Raw genomic sequence first — 17,019 nt, 5'->3', positions numbered from 1 at the left:
GGATCCGTGGTGCTCAAGGGTTGAGAAAAATGGAGGTGTCCGGGGTAAAAGGCATCGGGTGGGCTGTCGCGGCCGTCCGGCGCCTGTGACTTTCAGGGACCGGCATTGAGTGCCGCAGATACTGGCACTTTGCAAATGGTCTGGTGGAGGGGGGCCTGGCAGGGCTTGAGAGATGCAATCGACGGGGTGGGTGCAACCGCCGAAAGTATCGGGTTGTACTTATGTTTGTTTTGAATCGAAACAGTGCAACCGAAGGCAGTTTCTTTTTGCCTGGCCAGGGAAAATCAACGCGACTAATAAGTCATTATGGGTCTGAGTGTTGTTGCACGTCCTTTGTAACAACAAGGTGACTTTGTCTAACTTCGCGCACTAAAAGAGTGCGTGTTTTTTTTATTCAGAGATAGATGACAAAATTATTAAAAGATATTGCCCAGTATTGTTTTTTACGATAGCGTGTCAGTCAAGCAGGAAGCTTGCACAGTGAAGGATCATAATGAGCAACACCCTCTCTACGAAAAAACTGACGATCCTTATATGGATCATCAATCTTTGCGCCATCTGTGCATCGACGCTCAGTTATATCTACCTTTCTTATTACACTTATAAAGAAACCGGTAGCCTGCTGTATTCTCAAATCGTGTTGTTTTCGCCGATGGTGTTGCCGGTTCTGTTCGTCGGGCAGATTTATCGGCTCTCTGATCGCGTCTCCCCACGCACCCTGTTGCTGTTATCCAATGCCGTGGCGTTGCTGGTCGCCATCCTGGTGTATTCGGTGTTGCCGACGTTTGCGTTGATTGCCGTCGTCGGCGGTATTGCGATAGGGGCACTGGATGCTTTGCAGCGGGTAGGGCGGATCGTTGCGATCAAGTGCTATTTCAATTCGCAGAACGTGGAGTCGACAGTGCCGCTGACTCTCACGGCGCAGTTCATCGCCGGCGGGATTGCCGGTGCCGCCATGGCGTTGGTCAAGGGTGAAATGATGCCCTGGCACGCCTTGCTGATTACCGCCACGCTGTTTGCCTGCGCAGCTATCGCGGCGTTTCTGCTGCCACGGGCCGAGCGTTCGGTCAGTACCGGGGTGCCAGCGTCCACGGCGCTGATCGCGACTTTTTCGGCGCTCATGAAAAGCACCCCGCAGCTGCGCCACAGTTTCATCAGCTTCATCGTTTTCGTGAGCGTCTATCAGGGTTTCTTCAACGTTTCCCGGATTTTGCTGCCTGCCCACGTGCTGGGTTTGTCGGAAGGTTATGTCGGGCTGTTGCAAGCGGTGAACAGCATCGCTGCCCTGGTCGGAGCCATCGTTTATTACAGGCTGAACAAGCGTGGGCATCGGCTGGCGCCGTTGTCGATGGCGTGTGCCAGTGCATTGTTCATGATGACTGCCGCTTTCGGTGGCGGGTTCTCTTCAAGTTACGTGGCGTACTTTTTCTATATCTTTTTCTTTGAACTGGCATTTTTCAAACTGCAGTCGGATGTGGTATTGGCGACGCCCGGTCATGCCATGCCATTAGTCGCATCGGTTCAGTACGCGGGTGTCTACGCAGGGATGATAGTTACTATCTTTCTCGGAACATTATTGGTTGAGCAGGTCGGGCTGTTTATCACCAGTATTGTTTTCGTTGTTACTTACTTGCTCGCTATAAAGTTATTGTCGTTCGGTACAAGAGCCGCCGAGCAAGTCGTTTAATCAAATCAAATAAGACAAGGAAGTCATGAGTCATGCGCATTATTGTGCCGGTGTTTCCGTTCGTCCGTTTTCTCGACCTCGCTAACTGGGTGACAACAATAAATATATTGTTGTCCTTCGCTGCGGTCGTGACCGCCTACCGGGGAAGTCTGTCCTGGGCCGCGAGCATCATATGCCTGGCGGCCATTCTGGATTTCGTTGATGGTCACATCGCCAGAACCTGGCTGGCCGCTGATGCTCCCCGTCGTGCCTTCGGTAAACACCTGGACAGCTTTGCCGACCTGTTGAACTTCAGCGTTGCGCCGGCGCTGATCCTGATTCTGCTGTCGCCTTCCTTGCCCGGGGTGTCGGCCGCTGCTGCGCTGGTGCTATCGGGTGTTCTGCGCCTGGCGGTGTTCGCCATCAACGACCCGAATGCCCCGGTCGGTTATCGCGGATTGCCAACCACTTATTCCGGCCTGCTGTTCGCGCTCGCGTTCCAGGCTGTCGCCGCTGGCAAGGCTTCGGAACACAGCGTTCTGTGGCTGACCTTTCTGATTGCCGTATTGCAAGTCACCAGCCTGAAACTGCCGAAATTCAAGGCGGTTCCTACGGTGACGTTCATCGCGGTGGTGTTTTCTCTGAGCAGTTTTCTCCTGCACAACGCATAACTACATGGAGCGTTCCTTATGAAACACGTTGTTTTGGTCGACAGCACGGTCAGTGGCCTGCTGGCCTTTGAAGCGGCCAAGCGTCTGGGTTGTTACGTGACCTTCATTCACCAGCGCGACATGTCGTTCCTGACCATCTCGGTCAAGGGTGATCAATCGAAGATCGAACCGTACCTCAAGCATGTCGATGAATACATTCGGGTCGGATCGCTGGAAGGTAGCGAATTCCACGACCTGCTGGTCAAGCTCAACGAAGCCCGCAAGATCGATGCGCTGATCACCACTTCTGAAGCCGCCATTGTGGCAGTGGCCAGAGAGTCGGAGTGGCTGGGTACCCGTTATCCAAGCCACGAGCATCTGTGCGGTGCGGTCTATAAAAGTCGTCTGCGCGAAACGCTGCGAGCCAACAATGTTCGCTCACCTGATTTCCAGGTACTCACTGAAAGCCAGCTGGCTGAAGGTGTCGCGCCACGACTGGCACTGCCGTTCGTGGTCAAGCCTACCCGTGGTTTCTCCAAGCAGTTTTCCGCGATCTGTTTTACTCGGCAGGATTTCGACGGTTTCGTCGAGAACATCCGCCAGGCCCGTTCCGAATCGGACCCGATGATCGATGGACTGGTCAGCCGTGAATACCTGATCGAGGAATACGTCAAAGGCACGCTGCATTCGGCCGAAGTGATCGTGCAAAAGGGCGTGGTGTCGTGCTATGCGACGACCATCCGTTTCCGCGCCGAGTACAACGAAATCCTCGAAATGACCGCGACCATGCCGTCGGGTCTGGACAATGCCGCGCGTGATGAAATCAAGGCATATGTACAGGATGTTTTCAGTGCGCTGAAACTCGATATCGGTCTGTATCACGTCGAGCTGCTGCGTGACGAAAAAGGTCCGTGCCTGGTGGAAATCAATGCCCGCATGATGGGCAGCGTTGCTCCGCAGATGTACCGGATGCTGACCGGTATCGATCCCTTCGAAATGCTCATTCGCCTGCACCTGGGCGAGACCATCAAGATCGACGATTCGCTGATCGAAACCGCCGGCACCGTGGTGACGGTCGCTTCGCGTCATGGCGGCAGCATTTGCGAAAGCTACGACCCAAGTCTGTTGCAGCCGCTTCTGGACAAATACGCCATCGAGTTCTGCACGGCGCACGTGGTTCCTGGCCAGCAGGTGAGTGTCTACAGCGGCAACATCGGCACTATCGGCCATGTGATCGTGCTCGACAGCTGTCCGTATGCCGCAGCGAAAAAAGGCAATGAGTTCCTGGCCGAACTGTCGCTGTTGTACGGCAACGAACTGGCGAAATACACCGGCCCCGAGTTGTTGTAAATCGTCGTTGTACCCGGCTCCCGGTGGCCGTCACGGCTCACAACGGAATGTAATGACCTCTCTCAATGGAAGACGACATGCAGTCGATGACTTTAGTCAGTCCCTTCGAGTTTTCCGGTAAGGCCGGAACACTGGAAAGCCTTGCCCCGTTTCTGCAGAACGGTCGTGTGCTGCCTCTGCACCGGTTCACTGTGGGAAACTGGCGCAATAAACCCCAGGCGATTCTGGATTACTGTGTCAGGCGCTTCGGTGATCAGCCTTTGATCGTGCGTTCGAGCAGTCTGACCGAAGATCAGGATGGCACCTCGGGCGCCGGGATGTACGACTCGGTCGGTAATGTCTGCGGCGCGCCGGCGCTGCAGCAGGCCATCGAGCAAGTGATCGCTTCTTATGGGCAGGCGCGTGACTTCGATGAAGTGCTGATTCAAAGCATGGCGACCGGGGTGCTGGCTTCGGGCGTGGCGATGACCCGCGACCCGGAATCCGGCCTGCCGTATTACGTGGTCGACTATGTGCCCGGTCACGGAACCGATGGCGTGACGGCCGGCACCGGCACCGTTCATTCATTTGTTGCGATCAAGTCCCAGACCGCTGCAGAACCGGCAGCGCTCAAGGGGCTGTTTGCCTTGCTGGCCGAAGTCGAACAACTGACCGAACGCGATGCGCTGGACATCGAGTTCGCCATTACCGAAGACGGGCCGCTGCTGTTTCAAGTGCGACCGATGACCGGGCAAGGCATCGACAACATCGATGCGCGGGCGGACATCGGGTTACAGGCGGTACTCGACTCGGAAGTGGTGCTACTCGAAGGGCTGGCCCGCAAGACCCGTCAGCCCGAACTCGGCGTGCATGCCTTTCTGGGGCTGATGCCGGACTGGAACCCGGCCGAGATGATTGGGGTCAAGCCACGTCCCTTGGCCTACTCGCTGTACAAGGAACTGATCACCGACGTGAACTGGGCATCGGCCCGGTTCCGCTATGGCTACCGTGACATGCGCAACAAGCCGCTGATGTATCAGTTCAGCGGCTCACCCTATATCTGCATTCCCTACAGCGTGGAGTCGTTCATCCCTGCGAGTTTGCCGCTGTCGATCGTCAACTCGGTGGTCACCCAATGTTGTGAACATCTGGGGGCGCATCAGTCGTTGCACGACAAGATCGAGTTCTCGATCATTCCCACCTGTTTCACACCGCAACTGGCTGCGATGCCCGCCGAGTCGATCCCGGCCTTCAAGGGGCTCAATGCCGGGCAGCGCGCACTCTATCTGGCCGAACTGAAAAGCGTCACCGAACATATCATCAGTGCCGATGGCCCGTTCTTTTCGGATCTGACACGACTGCCGCGGATCGAACAGAAGGTAGAGCGCCTGGATCGCGACCCTGAGAACGTCGACCCGTTGCATCGTCTGCGTCACGCACTCGCCGATGCGAAGGTCGTGGGCGAAGTGTTTTCCGGGGTCGCCCGGGCAGCGTTCGTGGCGACAGCGGTAATCAAGTCGCTGGAAAACCAGCAGCGCATTCCGGCGGGTTTCACCGACTGGATGATCGGTGGCGTGCACACGGTCGGGCGCAAGATGGCCGACGACTTCCGCATCCTGCACAAAGAAGCGTTCCTGCGCCTGCATGGTCATGTGCGGCCTGGCACTTATGACGTGCGTGTGGCGCGCTATGACGAAAGTCCGCAAGCGTATTTCGACTGGAACACGCCGCCGCAACGGGCCCAGCGTGACGAAGGACCAAGGGTGATCAGTGGCGAGATCCGCCTGGCGGTGCAGCAGGCGTTCGACGAGTGCCGGTTCCGGGTGTCGGCGGAGCAGTTTTTCAAGTTCCTCGATGCCGCCGTGGCGGCGCGCGAGAAGGTCAAATACTTGTATGGCGCGTTCGTATCCCAGGCGCTCAAGGCACTGGCAGGCTGGGGGCGCGAGCATGAATTGAGTCTCGATGAGCTGAGCTTCGCCAGGCTTGGCGATTTTGTCGGCAACCTGGAAGAGGTGCGACTGGACTCGATTCGCGACAAGATCGCCAGTAACCGCACGCGCTGGCAACAGACGCAGAACATTCGTACCCCGGTGATCGTCTGCAAACCGCAGGATTTGCTGGCTCACGCCATCGAATCGTGCAACCCCAACTTCATCACCCGAAGTTCGACGCAGGCGCCGGTCGCGGTGTTGCGTGCGGAAGACATCGGCAAGCGCGATATCGAGGGCTGCATTGTCCTGATCGAAAACGCCGATCCCGGATTCGACTGGATTTTCACCCACCGCATCGCCGGCTTCATCACCGCCTATGGTGGGGAAAACTCGCACATGTCGATCCGCGCCAGGGAGTTTGCGATTCCCGCCGCCATCGGCGTCGGTGACGTGAAGTTTCGCAGCTTGCTGAACAGCAAGCGGTTGATCCTCGATTGCGCCGAGCGGCGGATTCAGGTGCTGTCGTGACGTTGATCGCGGTGACCATGCTGCGTCTGTTCGATACCGCGCGCCAGGAGTGGCGCGATGCGATCGACCAGCGCTGGACGGCGTTTCTGACGCAATGCGCAGTGCTGCCGTTGTACCTGCCGAACGATCCCGTCGTCAGTCGGCAATTGCTGGAGCGATTCGAGCCTGACGGGGTGCTGCTGACCGGAGGTGGAAGCTGTCAGGCTTTGACCGGCAGCGCCGATCTGCGCGATGAGACTGAAGCGCTGCTGCTGGATTGGGCACAACGACGCCGATTGCCGGTGCTGGGGGTGTGTCGCGGCATGCAGGTCATGCTCACGCGGGCTGGCGCCGCACTTGCACCGGTCACAGATCATGTCGGCAGTCACGACATCCGGTATTGCGGTGCGTCCCGACGTGTCAATTCGTTCCACGACTACGGGTTCCGTTCCGTTCCGTTGGGTTATGAAATCGAGGCCGAGAGCGCCGATGGCGTGATTGAAGCGGTCAGCCATCCGGACGCCCGCCACAGCGCGGTGATGTGGCATCCCGAGCGCAATTCCCCCTTTGACAGTGCCGACCTTTCGCTGGTCCGCCAGGTTTTTGGAGTTTCACCATGAAGGCAATCATTCTTGCGGCAGGGCGTGGCAGCCGACTGGGATCGCTGACCGATCAACGGCCCAAGGCACTGGTCGAGTTTAATGCGATCCCGTTGATCGAGCGCACGGTCAACACGTTGCGCGCCGGCGGTATCAGCGAAATCGGCATTGTCGCCGGTTATCGCAGCGACATGCTTGCCGCCTATGCTGATCGGCTGTTCATCAACCCGTTGTGGAGTACCACCGGTATTCGCCAGTCCTTGAGTGCGGCGCAAGCGTGGCTCGACGACGAACCGTGTGTGGTGAGTTATGGCGACATTTTCTACTCGCCGGCTCTGGTGCGTAATCTGACGCAAGCGCAGGGCGATATCGTTCTGGGCTATGACCCCCGCGCAGTCGAGCTCTGGCAGCAACGCTTCGAGCAGCCGCTGGACGATATGGAGCGCTTTGTCATCGATAACGGACAGATCTGCGAGATCGGCCATCGCGCGCAGTCGCTGGAGCAGATTCAGGGGCAGTACATGGGCTTGTTCAAGCTGACCCCGGCGGGCTGGCGCGGATTGAATGAACAATTGACGGATCTGAGTACCGAACAGCGTGATCAGGTGGACATGACCTCGTTGTTTTCTCTGGCAATCGAAGCGGGTATCCGGGTTCAGGGAGTGCCGACCCATGAACCCTGGGGCGAAATCGATTGCCCGTCGGATGTGCGATTGTACGAGCGGATTTATCCACAGCTCTGACGATTGCCCGTCGTAAAAACCAAAAGCCCCACGCTGCCGGACAGCGTGGGGCTTTTTTTGCGGTCGCCGTGTTACTGGGCAGCGATGCTGTAACCGTCGAACGCGGTCTGCTGTTGCAGGGCCGTGATGATGTTCTTGCGGTTGATCGCGTGTTCGGTGCCGGCGTTGTCGACGAAGGTCTCGCCTTCGATTTCTGCTTCTTCGCCTTCACCGACGAAGGTGAAGCCGAGGAACTCCAGCGCTTCACGATCCACGCTCAGGCGCGAACGCGGCGTGCGCAGGGGCAGGGTCACGCTGATGCCGTCCTTGCTGATGCTGAACACTTCGACATCTTTTTTGGCACGGGCAGCCTTGCTCTTGCCGCCGCCCGGGTTGCTGATGGCCTGATGGGTCTGGTTCAGCACCTTGAGGGCCAGGCCGTAGACGATTTCCTGGAACGCCGGGTCGTCCTTGAAGCTGGACAGGATGCGGCTGATCGGGAACTTGCTGCTCAGGTCTTCGAGCGCCGCAATGTCGGCTGCCTCGGCGTCCTTCAGGCGCTTGAGCTGGCCCATCAGCTCGTAGGCCTGATCGTCATCGAAGCGATCGTGAGCCTGACGGATCGCGGCGCGCAGTTCGCGGATCTGCTCGCTCTCGCGGGTCGACTGGAACGCGTCGAGCACCATCTCGCTGATGATCTTCGCTTGTGGAATGTGTTGTGAAAGATTGATGGAGTTTTCGTATTCCGCTTTGGACGACAGGGTGACTACGGATTCAGCGGTGTTGAAATCGGACATTGAAATTTCACTACTTTTAACTTGGGATAAGACGAGAAAGCATGGGGGGCTTTTTCAGGCCGACTAATTTAGGGGAGCGGGGCGGTGTTGTCACGGAGCAACGGCCCGGTGGAGTTGATTATTTGCCCGGCGTATTCAGGTTCATCGAACGGACGATCCACTGCTCTGCATCCTGTTGATCCACCGGCAGCGAGAATTGAAAGGTCGCCCCGCGCCCGGCGACATCCAGCAAGCGGATCTCGCGTCCATGCAGTTGCAGGATCCGGTGCACGATCCTCAAACCCAGCCCGCCATCCCGTCGCGCGCCGCCGATATTGAAGGGACGCAGGAACAAGCCTTCGCGCAGTTCGGCAGCGATACCGGGCCCGGAGTCGCTTACGGTCACCTCGACCAATTGGCCACGTGACATCAGGCCGAGTTCGATTTCGCCGCCTTGCGGTGTGTGACGCAGGGCGTTGTCCACCAGATTGGTCAGCACTCGTTCGATCAGCCCGAGGTCGGCGCAGACGGCCGGCAGGTTGGCGCTGAAACTGGCCTTGAGCTCGACGTTCCGGGCTTCGGCCCCGAGTTCGAATTTCTGGAAGATGTCCTGCACCAGGTCGGTCAGGGAAAACTTCTCCAGTATCGGCTGCACAAAACCGTGTTCGAGGCGCACCAGTTCCAGCAAAGACTGCGCGAGTCCGCCGACCTTGCGGCTCTGGTCCAGGGCAATCCCCAGATAGCGGCGGCGTTCTTCGGGAGACAGTGTGGCGTCCTTGAGCGACAGGGTTTCTAGATAACCGTGCAGCGAAGCCAGTGGTGTGCGCAAGTCATGGGAAATGTTCGCCACCAGTTCCCGGCGTTCCTGATCCTGGCGGGTCAATGAGCGCCACTGTTCACCGAGGCGGTTTTGCATTTGTCGGAACGCCGCGTCGAGTACGGCGATTTCATCCGGATCGGCGAACTTGTCCACAGCGTTCGGAGTGACAGGAAGCGTTTGCGGCGCACCGTCGATGTCGAACTGGCTCACGGTTTCGGTCAATCGTCGCAGCGGTCGGGTGATCAGGTTGAATGCCGTCAGACCGGCAATCAGACACAGGAACGCCACCAGACCGATGGACAGCAACGCCGTATTCAGCGCCGCGCTGGTGGCGCCGCGTTCGGCAAAGCGATCATGGGCTTCACTGAGCAACACCACGTAAAGATACCCGGCCGGCTTGCCGTTGACCTGCAACGGGGCGGCGCTGAAAACCTTGCGGCCGTCGAGGCTGCGCGGGTCATCACCAAGGATCGGCAATGGCTGATCGTTGAGCAATCGCTGAATCGGCGCGAGATCGACAGTCTGCCGACGCAGGCGTCCTTCCGGCGCCGCATTGCCAACGATCCGCCCTTCGGTGTCGAGCAGGTACACCTCGACACTCGGGTTGACCAGCATCAACTGGCTGAACAGTTCGCGCACCGCGCCAGGCATCAGGCCGTTGCTGTCCATCAGCACCGTGTCGTGGGCGATGTGCTGCGCCAGATCCCGGGACAGGCCCTGCACCACCTCCAGTTCATGCATCTGGCTGGAGCGCACCTGCAGCCACGCGGACGTGCCGCAGCACGCCAGCAGCAACACGGCGAATACCAGAGACAGGCGCTGCGTCAGGGTCAGTTTCATGGTTGCTCTGCGCTCGTGCCGAATTTGTAGCCACGGCCCCACACCGTAAGGATGCGCACCGGTTGTGCCGGATCGGCCTCGATCTTCGCCCGCAGGCGATTGATGTGGGTGTTGACCGTGTGTTCGTAACCTTCGTGGCTGTAGCCCCAGACTGCGTTGAGCAGATCCATGCGCGAGAACACCTTGCCCGGCTGGCGGGCGAAGAAATACAGCAGGTCGAACTCCCGAGGCGTGAGATCAAGACGCTGGCCGTTGAGGGCAACGTCACGGGTGATCGGGTCGATGGTCAGGCCATCGAGGCTCAGGCTGCCGGCGTCCATCTTCAGGTTGCGCGCCATGGCGTCTACCCGACGCAGCAGTGCCTTGACCCGGGCGACGAGTTCGAGCATCGAAAACGGTTTGGCGAGGTAATCGTCGGCGCCCAGTTCGAGGCCAAGAATGCGGTGCAGTTCGCTGGAGCGGGCGCTGGTGATGATGATCGGCGTATAGCGGGCCATGGCCCGGGCGCGGCGGCAGATTTCCAGTCCGTCGACGCCGGGCAGCATGAGATCGAGGATGAGCGCATCCCAGTGGCCTTGTTGCAGCAGGCGCATGCCTTCGTCGCCATCGGCGCTGTGCACCACCTCGAATTGTTCGTCCCGCAGATGCAGGCAAATGAGGTCAGCGATGTGCAGGTCGTCCTCGACCACCAGGACGCGTTTGGTCTGTTCCATGAAGCTCAATCCTTCGGCGCAATGTGCGCATTGTGCGGGTTTTCCTCGGGGCGAGTTATCACGAATTGTTTAACTTCCCGTGAGGATTTGGCGATCAACCCAAGCCTAGGCTGTGTTCCACGACAGGCATCTGGAATTTTGGGAGACGGCCATGTTTTCACGGCGACAGATTCTCGCAACAGGCGGCGGGCTGGGGCTTGCAGCGTTACTGACGGGTGTATTGCCAAAATTATCCACGGGCTCCGCGCTGGTGAGTGAGGCGCTTGCCGACGAGGCTTTCGAAGTGACCCACAGTGACAGCGAGTGGCATGCACTGCTCACCGACGAGCAATACGACGTGCTGCGCAAGGAAGGCACGGAACGGGCCTACAGCAGCCCACTGAACAACGAGCATCGGGCCGGCACGTTTGCCTGTGCCGGGTGCGATCTGGCGCTGTTCCCGTCGGACACCAAGTTCGACAGCCGCACCGGCTGGCCGAGCTTCTGGGCGCCGCTGGAACACGCCGTGGCCACCCGCCAGGACCGCTCCTTCGGCATGACCCGCGAGGAGGTCCATTGCCGGCGCTGCGGTGGTCACCTGGGACATGTCTTTGACGACGGGCCAAAGCCCACCGGCCTGCGCTACTGCATGAACGGCCTGGCCATGACCTTCAAACCCGTGGCGGTTTGAGTCATGGCCCGCCTGCAATCTTCACTCACTACAGGACGACACCATGTGGCTCTTGGTTCTCGCTTATCTCGGCGGTGTGCTGACGATCGTCAGCCCGTGCATCCTGCCGGTTCTGCCTTTTGTCTTCGCTCGCACCGGGCAGCCGTTTATCAAGAGTGGCTTGCCGCTGCTGGCCGGGATGGCTCTGACCTTCGCCCTCGTTGCGACACTGGCGGCGGTGGGCGGCGGTTGGGTGGTGCAAGTCAATCAGTACGGTCGCTGGCTCGCGTTGCTGTTCGTTGCACTGTTCGGGCTGACCTTGCTGCTGCCGCATCTGGCCGAGCGTCTGACCCGGCCGCTGGTGTCCGCCGGCAGTCGCCTGTCGGAGGCCGCCGGCCGGGACAATCGTCCGCGTCCCGGCGCGTCGTTTCTGATCGGTGTCGCCACCGGGCTGCTCTGGGCACCGTGCGCCGGGCCAATCCTCGGCTTGATTCTGACCGGAGCCGCACTGCAAGGGGCAAGCATCGCCACCACGCTGTTGTTGCTCGCTTACGCGGCGGGCGCGGCTACGTCGCTGGCTGCGGCGCTGCTGCTGGGCGGTAAGGTTTTTGCGCTGATGAAGCGTTCGATCGGCACCGGCGAGTGGATCCGCCGCGGACTCGGCGCTGCGATGCTGGCCGGTGTGACCGCCATCGCGCTGGGCCTCGATACCGGGATTCTGGCACGGGTCTCGACCGCCTCCACCGGCGGTCTGGAACAGGCCCTGGTCGGCAAGCTCGCGGGAAAATCCCCTCAAAGCAACGGCACGATGATGGCGCAGATTCCCGCTGCGGATGATGCGGCGAACAGCAGCATGATGGCCGCCGGTGGCGCGATGAAAATGGCTGCCAAGGCGCCGGGCTCTTTGCCGGTCGAAGGTCAGCTGCCGCCGCTCGATGGCGCCGTGCAATGGCTTAACTCCGCCCCCCTGGATGCAAAGGCATTGAAGGGCAAAGTGGTGCTGGTGGATTTCTGGACCTACTCCTGCATCAACTGCCTGCGCACGCTGCCTTATGTCAAAGCCTGGGCCGAGAAGTACAAGGATCAGGGCCTGGTGGTGATCGGCGTGCACGCACCGGAATTCGCCTTCGAGCGTGATGTAGGCAACGTCACCAAAGCCATGAAGGAACTGGGTATCAACTACCCGGTTGCCGTCGATAACGACTACAGGATCTGGCGTGCTTTCAGCAATGAATACTGGCCGGCGCATTACTTTGCCGACGCACAGGGGCGCATTCGTTACCACCACTTTGGCGAAGGGGACTACGCCGAATCGGAACGCGTCATCCAGCAACTGCTGCGTGAGGCCGGTGCGAAAACCGTCGCCGACGGTTTGATCAATGCCGATGCCCAAGGCGTGCAGATGGCGCCGGACATGAATCAGGTGCTGTCGCCGGAAACCTACGTCGGCTACCAGCGCGCGGAACATTTCGTACCGGAGACCAGCCTCGTGCCTGACAAGGTGGCGGCTTACACGACGCCGACCAACCTCGCCCTGAATGACTGGAGTCTGGGCGGGCAATGGGCGGTCGGTGCCGAGCGCGCCACCGCCAGTGCGCCAGCCAGTCGTATCGTTTACCGGTTCCATGCCCGTGACCTGCATCTGGTGCTGGGGCCGGGTACGGACGGTAAACCGGTGCGTTTCAAGGTGACCATCGATGGTCAGGCACCCGGCGATGCCCACGGAGTCGATGTGGCGCCTGACGGTAGTGGTCGGGTAACCGAGCAGCGTTTGTATCAATTGGTGCGGCAAAACGATGGGGTGAAGGATCGAACCTTCAGTATCGAGTTTCTCGATCCGGGCGTGTCGGCCTACGCCTTTACCTTCGGCTGATCAGGAGTGCGCGACATGAAAACTCGAATTATCTGGCGTCGTCTGTTGCTGGGCGTCGCAGCGGCCGGGGTGATCGGTCAATGCTCGGCATTTTCTTTCGGCGCCGAGGAGGGTGTGGCCATTGCGCCGCCGGCTCTTGATGAGAACACCCAGGCACACAGCGAGACGGCAGTGTTCGCTGGCGGCTGTTTCTGGGGTGTGCAGGGTGTTTTCCAGCACGTCAAAGGCGTGCAGAAAGCCGTTTCCGGATACGCTGGCGGCGCGGCCGACACGGCGGAATATGAACGAGTCAGCGAGGGCGACACCGGGCATGCCGAGTCGGTGCAGGTCACCTTCGATCCAACTCAAGTCAGCTACGGCAGCCTGTTGCAGATCTACTTCTCCGTTGCCCACAACCCGACCGAACTCAATCGTCAGGGGCCGGACAGCGGCACGCAATATCGATCGGCACTGTTCCCGGTCAATGCCGATCAGCAACGAGTGGCCCAGGCCTATATCGCTCAACTCGATGCGGCGCATGCCTACAGCAAACCCATCGTGACCAAACTGGAAACCTACAACGGCTTCTACCCGGCGGAGGATTATCACCAGGACTTCCTGACCGAACACCCGACCTATCCATACATCGTGATCAACGACCTGCCGAAAGTGGCGCAGTTGAAGCAACTGTTCGCCGAACGTTATCAGGAGAAGCCGGTGCTGGTGAAAAGCGGGTCGTGATCACTGGTTATTGTGCGGTCACCGGCGACTGTCGGGCGGCGAGGGTTCGCAGCGTCCAGTAGAGCTTCAGCGAACGGGTACTGATCAGGCCGCACATGAAACCCGATACCGTGGACTTGAGCAGGAGCATATTCGCAGAAGCAGAAAACTCCGGATTTACGTCCTGTTGATATCCGAAGTAGAAGTTCGCGGAAAAAAACATCAGGAGCATGATCAGGATTTTCACGGTGCCCGGCATGATCAGCCCGGTTGCGGAGTCGTCGAGTACCACGCCCTTGCGGGAAAACACCATCCAGGCCGCGAGAGCACCCAGCAACAGCGCGCCGAACCAGCAGCCAAGGAACAGGACCGGGTCGATCGTCAAGTTCACGGAGTACAACGACCACGCCAAAAATGCAGGTGGTGTGATGAGCATCGAGAGACGGCTTTCACGGCGGGGAGAAAATGCCTTGATCCCGAAATAAACCAGCAACAGAAAAATCACGTACGCCCGTATCGGGGTGTTTTGCAGAATCGTTAGCATCGTGCAGCATCCATGCTGGAAAGAGATAAACGAGCATAGTCGTTATCGAACTCAAGGCAAAAGCACCTTCCTGTTTGGCTAATTGATCACTGCGGCTTCAACGTCGGCGATGGGTGGTCCCGATTGGAAAAAGTCGCTGCGAATATCTCGCTCGACACTCGTGATGAACACATAGTCCGGTTGGAATCGTTCAATGAGTGAGACGAGCCCCTCAGGTTTGAGCGGCAGATAATACACATGCAATGTTTCGGTAAAGGTGGCCGACATCAAGGGAGACATTGACATGCCAAACGAATCACGTAACCAAAGTACTTTTTTCGGATTCAGGGCGTGTGGCGATTTGACCAAAAGAGGTGACGCCGGAGACGCGACTCCGATGTTTTGACCCGCGAATGTGATGTCACCGGAGTTGAAGTCCTGGTGCTCGACCGGTAGTGCGTATTCGTCAGGGAAATTGAGCACGGTCTCATGGTCGGTCAGCGACGCTTGAATCCTCAGAAACTGGGCCAGGTCACCACCAAGACGTTCGTGAGTTTTCAGAATCAAGGGTTCCCGAGCCTGCGGCCATGTCAACCGAGCCTGGCTTTTCGAAAGGCTTTTGCGCAACTCATCGAAGGCGATCCATGCACCTGCGTTGTTCCAGTGTGTATCGGTCTTGTAGTAGAGCGGATGGAGAAGTTGTTCTTTGGCCTTGAGCAACGCCTTTGTCGGATCGACATAAATATCATCTCGCACGTAACGCAGCAGCACATCGGTTGGCCTGGCAGGGGCGTGCGACGACCAGTTCGGGAGGTGTTCCGGATATACGGAGTCCTTGTCCGGGCCTACGACAATGCGAAAGGCGACCACGCCTTTGTTGTTCAACCATTGACTCCAGGCCTCTACGGACCGGGCGACTTTCTCGACTGTCCGAGTATCCTCCTGGTTCATACCCATACGTTTCGATGAAATCGTATTGGCGTAGTCGTCACCGAGAAACAGCCAGCCATCCTTGCCGATGATGACTTTCCCCGGACTGATGGACAGCCCGATGGGGTAGATCCATTCGCTGATGACAGCATGAAATGAATCCATGTTGTACAACACCTTTGATTTCCACCATTTCACGTCGCTCTGTGCCGTGAACACCTGTTTAAGATTGATCGCCGGTACAACGCTCATGATCAGCACTGTCAGAGTGAGTGCCGCATACAATTTCTTTTTCATTGGCGGCATCCTCAGAAATTGAAGTAGAGGAAAACGGGGCTTTTGCTTTGCACGCCGGTGTACAGCGCGAGGCAAAACAGTGTGGACATTGCGAGCGCCTTCGCATGCCCGAAGTCGCTGCGAACGGTGAGTTCGAAAGCATTCTTCTGGCGAATGATCAGCAGGGCGATCGCGATCATCAATGTGGGTGCAAGGTTGGCGACCAGGCCTGCGGGAAGGATCTCTAGCAAACGATCGGAAAAAATCCCTCCCCATGCAAGATTGGCGGTCGGCACGCTATTGACGGCGAGTTGATGGATTGAGTCGAAATCTACCAGCCCACGAAGTATGCGCAGGGCATCGTCAACGGTATCGGCTCTGAAGAATACCCATGTGATGTTCACGAACATGAAGGTAACAATCCATGCGACAGGATCGGGCAGCGACATGCCCCATTGTTTCCAGATCCGATGCATGACGATGGCGCCGCCGTGTAATGCTCCCCAAATGATGAACATCCAGCTCGCGCCATGCCAGAGTCCACCGAGAACGAAAGTAATCATCAAATTGAAATACAAGCGCTGCCGACCCCCTCTGTTACCGCCTAGCGGTATGTATAGGTAATCGCGAAGATAGCGGCTCAACGTCATGTGCCAACGCCGCCAGAAGTCCTGGATGTCCAGCGACTTGTAAGGTGAGTTGAAGTTGACTGGCAGCCAGATGTTGAACAACAGCGCTGCACCTATTGCCATGTCGCAATAACCACTGAAGTCAAAATAGAGTTGAAAGGTATAGGAAAGGCTGGTCGCCCAGGCGCTGAAAAAATCATGGCTGGCACCTTGTGCGAAGCCGGCATCCGCCCAGATGGCGAATGTATCGGCAAGCACGACTTTCTTGAAAAGACCGATGCTGAAAATAAACAGCCCCATCATTATGTTTCTGTGGCGAACGGCAAGCGTCCAGCGCGACTGAAACTGGCTCATCATTTCTTTATGGTGAAGAATCGGCCCGGCGATCAAGTGAGGAAAGAACGTTACAAACAACGCATAGTTTACGAAGCTGTACTCTTTCGCGAGGTTCTTGTAGCAGTCCACCAGAAAGGCGATCTGCGTAAAGGTGTAGAAGCTGATGCCCAAAGGCAGAACGACCTGGACAAAAAACAGGTCTGTACCAAGAGCCGAGTTTATGTTGTCGACAAGGAAATTGGCGTATTTGAAGTATCCAAGCAAGGCCAGATTCGTGACGATTCCAATAACGAGAATGGCTTTTTTAGATAGGCAAGACGTCACAGGTCGGTTGGGGGTCGCAAGGCTTTTTCCCACAATGAAATTGAATCCAATGGAGAGCCCGAGCAAAGGAATATACGCGACGCTCCAGTGCCCGTAAAAGATCAGGCTGGCAATGACAAGCCAGACTTTTCCAGCCGTGATCAGTCGTTTGCGATTCAGGAAAAAGTACACAAAAAAGACAATGGGAAGGTAGATCAGGAAGAATTTTGGGGAGCTGAAGGTCATGA

At 58.0% G+C, this 17,019-nt stretch carries 15 protein-coding genes; 9 read left to right on the top strand and 6 right to left on the bottom strand.

All coding sequences use genetic code 11. The features are described 5' to 3' along the window. The first annotated feature begins 493 nt into the window (after window positions 1-493). From C6Y56_RS23345 to C6Y56_RS23320, 6 genes are all read left to right on the top strand, one after another. On the top strand, window positions 494-1,687 hold the full coding sequence (locus C6Y56_RS23345; protein WP_169431822.1) for an MFS transporter: 1,194 nt from the start codon (window positions 494-496) through the stop codon (window positions 1,685-1,687). A gap of 32 nt (window positions 1,688-1,719) precedes the next feature. Beyond that, entirely contained in the window at window positions 1,720-2,337 is a 618-nt protein-coding gene (locus C6Y56_RS23340) for a CDP-alcohol phosphatidyltransferase family protein (RefSeq protein WP_169431821.1), read from the top strand. Window positions 2,338-2,355: 18 nt separating this feature from the next. After that, window positions 2,356-3,666, top strand: coding sequence for an ATP-grasp domain-containing protein (locus tag C6Y56_RS23335; RefSeq protein WP_169431820.1), 1,311 nt, complete (start codon window positions 2,356-2,358; stop codon window positions 3,664-3,666). A 77-nt stretch (window positions 3,667-3,743) separates the two neighbouring features. Then, on the top strand, window positions 3,744-6,104 hold the full coding sequence (locus C6Y56_RS23330) for a PEP/pyruvate-binding domain-containing protein (protein ID WP_169431819.1): 2,361 nt from the start codon (window positions 3,744-3,746) through the stop codon (window positions 6,102-6,104). Beyond that, window positions 6,101-6,703 carry a gamma-glutamyl-gamma-aminobutyrate hydrolase family protein gene (locus tag C6Y56_RS23325; protein WP_169431818.1) on the top strand — a complete coding sequence of 201 codons (603 nt, stop codon included), beginning with the start codon at window positions 6,101-6,103 and terminating at the stop codon, window positions 6,701-6,703. The genes C6Y56_RS23330 and C6Y56_RS23325 overlap by 4 nt, the downstream gene beginning before the upstream one ends. Continuing rightward, window positions 6,700-7,425, top strand: coding sequence for an NTP transferase domain-containing protein (locus C6Y56_RS23320; RefSeq protein ID WP_169431817.1), 726 nt, complete (start codon window positions 6,700-6,702; stop codon window positions 7,423-7,425). The genes C6Y56_RS23325 and C6Y56_RS23320 overlap by 4 nt, the downstream gene beginning before the upstream one ends. A 71-nt stretch (window positions 7,426-7,496) precedes the next feature. Here the strand turns inward: C6Y56_RS23320 and C6Y56_RS23315 are convergent, their stop codons facing one another. From C6Y56_RS23315 to C6Y56_RS23305, 3 genes are all read right to left on the bottom strand, one after another. Then, window positions 7,497-8,201: a hypothetical protein gene (locus C6Y56_RS23315; RefSeq protein ID WP_169431816.1), complete on the bottom strand. Its 705-nt coding sequence runs from the start codon at window positions 8,199-8,201 to the stop codon at window positions 7,497-7,499. A 118-nt stretch (window positions 8,202-8,319) separates the two neighbouring features. Next, window positions 8,320-9,840: a sensor histidine kinase gene (locus C6Y56_RS23310; RefSeq protein WP_169431815.1), complete on the bottom strand. Its 1,521-nt coding sequence runs from the start codon at window positions 9,838-9,840 to the stop codon at window positions 8,320-8,322. Beyond that, entirely contained in the window at window positions 9,837-10,553 is a 717-nt protein-coding gene (locus tag C6Y56_RS23305; protein ID WP_096822804.1) for a response regulator transcription factor, read from the bottom strand. The genes C6Y56_RS23310 and C6Y56_RS23305 overlap by 4 nt, the downstream gene beginning before the upstream one ends. Before the next feature lie 151 nt (window positions 10,554-10,704). On the opposite strand from C6Y56_RS23305, the gene msrB reads away from it, so the two are divergent. The 3 genes from msrB to msrA are packed head-to-tail and all read left to right on the top strand — an operon-like array spanning window position 10,705 to window position 13,795. Next, window positions 10,705-11,223 carry a peptide-methionine (R)-S-oxide reductase MsrB gene (gene msrB / locus C6Y56_RS23300; protein ID WP_169431814.1) on the top strand — a complete coding sequence of 173 codons (519 nt, stop codon included), beginning with the start codon at window positions 10,705-10,707 and terminating at the stop codon, window positions 11,221-11,223. A gap of 43 nt (window positions 11,224-11,266) precedes the next feature. Beyond that, complete coding sequence (locus C6Y56_RS23295) at window positions 11,267-13,075, top strand: cytochrome c biogenesis protein DipZ (protein WP_169431813.1); 1,809 nt, start codon at window positions 11,267-11,269, stop codon at window positions 13,073-13,075. A gap of 15 nt (window positions 13,076-13,090) precedes the next feature. After that, the gene (msrA, locus tag C6Y56_RS23290) at window positions 13,091-13,795 is read left to right on the top strand and encodes a peptide-methionine (S)-S-oxide reductase MsrA (RefSeq protein ID WP_169431812.1); all 705 of its coding nucleotides are present in this window, start codon (window positions 13,091-13,093) and stop codon (window positions 13,793-13,795) included. Window positions 13,796-13,802: 7 nt separating this feature from the next. Here the strand turns inward: msrA and C6Y56_RS23285 are convergent, their stop codons facing one another. From C6Y56_RS23285 to C6Y56_RS23275, 3 genes are all read right to left on the bottom strand, one after another. Continuing rightward, complete coding sequence (locus C6Y56_RS23285; protein ID WP_169431811.1) at window positions 13,803-14,318, bottom strand: hypothetical protein; 516 nt, start codon at window positions 14,316-14,318, stop codon at window positions 13,803-13,805. Window positions 14,319-14,396: 78 nt separating this feature from the next. Next, window positions 14,397-15,524 carry an alginate O-acetyltransferase AlgX-related protein gene (locus C6Y56_RS23280; protein WP_169431810.1) on the bottom strand — a complete coding sequence of 376 codons (1,128 nt, stop codon included), beginning with the start codon at window positions 15,522-15,524 and terminating at the stop codon, window positions 14,397-14,399. An 11-nt stretch (window positions 15,525-15,535) separates the two neighbouring features. Continuing rightward, window positions 15,536-17,017, bottom strand: a complete 1,482-nt coding sequence (locus C6Y56_RS23275) for an MBOAT family O-acyltransferase (protein ID WP_169431809.1) — start codon at window positions 17,015-17,017, stop codon at window positions 15,536-15,538. Between the last annotated feature and the right edge of the window lie 2 nt (window positions 17,018-17,019).

This window comes from Pseudomonas fluorescens (assembly GCF_012974785.1).
GTDB lineage: Bacteria > Pseudomonadota > Gammaproteobacteria > Pseudomonadales > Pseudomonadaceae > Aquipseudomonas > Aquipseudomonas fluorescens_BT.
Note: the sequence above shows the minus strand (reverse complement) of the source record. Positions and strands in the feature narration are given on the sequence as shown.